Origin of the sequence: Paenibacillus sp. OK060 (genome assembly GCF_900101205.1) — a bacterium.
Classification (GTDB): domain Bacteria; phylum Bacillota; class Bacilli; order Paenibacillales; family Paenibacillaceae; genus Paenibacillus; species Paenibacillus marchantiae.
Map to the genome: position 1 here is coordinate 1 of NZ_FNFR01000024.1, position 2,350 is coordinate 2,350.

The 2,350-nt window shown below is 43.7% G+C and carries 1 protein-coding gene; it reads left to right on the top strand.

Annotated elements, in window-relative coordinates; translation table 11 throughout:
- Positions 1-2,350: condensation domain-containing protein (locus tag BLS14_RS32215; RefSeq protein ID WP_143021618.1), on the top strand; the 2,350-nt coding region annotated here is incomplete at both ends.

The window sequence follows — 2,350 nt, forward strand, 5'->3', positions numbered from 1 at the left end:
TCACAGTGTTGAATCAAGGAGATGCAGGAGTAAATCTTTGTGCTTATGTAGTCGCGCATGGCAATGCAGAGCGAACAGACATCAAGAAATATTTGACGGACCATCTTCCGAATTATATGGTACCGTCATTTTTTGTGTATCTGGACCGCTTACCGCTTACCGCAAATGGAAAGATTGATCGGAAGGCGCTACCCCAACCGGAGCTACAAATGGAAGAATACAAGGCACCATCTAGCCAGACTGAGCAAACATTGGCAAGCATATGGAGTGAAATTCTGGGTGTTGAAAAAATCAGTGCCACGGCTAGCTTTTTTGACTTGGGAGGCCATTCACTAAAAGCAATCAGTGTGGTGTCTGCGATCCAGAAAGAACTTGGGGTCGAGGTATCCTTACAGGAGTTATTTGAGAAGCCGGTATTGGAGAAGCTAGCTGCCGCAATCGATGGATCTGCGAAAAAAGAATACGTACGGATTCCAAGAGCGAAGGAAGCGGCATGGTACCCGGTTTCATTTGCACAAAGACGAATGATGATCCTCAATGAAATGGAAGGGGTTCATACAGCATACAACATGCCAACGGTACTGCAACTGGAAGGTAATATTGACATGTTGAAAATGGAAACAGTATTTTGCGAATTGATTGAGCGACATGAAGCTTTCCGCACATCCTTACGCTACGAAGAAGGCGAACCGGTTCAAGTGATTCATCCAGAAGTATCGTTTGAAATCGAAGTTTTGAAAGATGGTACGGTCGAAGAAGTGATTGGGAAATTTGTAAGACCCTTTGACTTATCGAAAGCGCCGCTCATCCGAGTTGGAACCATGCAAGAGACAAATGGAAAGCAGTTGATGCTGATAGACATGCATCATATTATCTCAGACGGGGTTTCTATGACTCTGTTGGCTGAAGAGTTCGATCGTTTATATTGCGGAGAGAAACTACCTGAACTAGAAATCCAGTACAAAGATTACGCCGTGTGGCAGCAAGATGAGGCGGGAAATGAGCATTATCAAGCGCAGGAAGCTTATTGGCTGGAACGATTATCAAATGACTTGCCAGTACTTAAGCTACCCACCGATTATCAACGTCCACAAATGCAAAGTTTCGAGGGTGCTGCTGTGTCTATGCAGATAGACCATGACCTGTCTGGACGGATTAATGAACTGGCTGCAAAACATGGTGCGACGCAGTACATGGTGATGTTAGCTGCGCTGAATGTATTGCTCTCGAAATATACAGGTCAGGAAGATATTATCGTTGGAACATCTGTAGCGGGCCGAACGCATGCAGATCTATCCGGTGTTATGGGGATGTTTGTTAACGCCTTGCCGATGAGAAGCAAACCTGTGGGAAATAAAACCTTCCAAGGTTTCCTTGAGGAAGTTAAGGAACAGTCACTAGCGGCATTTGATAACCAGGATTACCCGTATGAGGCTTTGGTAGAGAAGCTAAATGTGCGTCGAGACTCCAGCCGGAATCCGTTGTTTGATGTGATGCTAAATGTACAAAGTTCTGATGATATCCAATTAAGCGGCGATAGCGGTCAAGTTACACTATATCAACTAGACGCTATTGCATCAAAATTTGATATCCGACTCGTTGTTGAAGAGAGACAAGAGCAGATTAGTTTATATGTAGAGTATGCAACCAAATTGTTCAATGAAAGAACGATTGAAAATTTGATTAATCATTTAATTAGAATTTTGGATACGATTGTAGAAAATACGAATGTGAAGCTAAATGAAATCGAAATGTTGTCACCGAATGAACGAGAGCAGTTACTGTATTCCTTTAATGACACTGTAGCAGCTTATCCACAAGATAAAACCATTCATGAACTGTTTGAAGTACAAGTTGAACAAACACCAACTCAAGTAGCCGTTCGTGGTGGAGATGATCAACTGACCTACCAAGAGTTACAAGATCGAGCTAACATACTGGCATCGCTACTTCGGGAGCGGGGTGTAAGACCTGGAGATCAAGTTGCAATTTTGCTTGAACCTTCGGTAGAAATAGCCGTTTCTATACTGGGGATATTGAAGACCGGATCGTCCTATGTGCCTCTTGATCCAGAGACCCCAGAAGAACGACTTCAATATCAGTTACAGGATAGCGATGCACAGTATGTGGTGACGGTAAGAAAAACCATGAAACCAGTGTTGGGCGAAACTACATGCTTATACCTGGATGATATAGATTGGTCCAAACAAGTGCTCCATCTTGAAGAGACAGGGCAAGACCCAGAACAAGCAGCCTATGTCATTTACACATCGGGAACGACAGGAAAACCGAAGGGAGTGGAAGTCACACATCGAAATGTCGTGAACTACGTGAGCGCATTTATCCAATC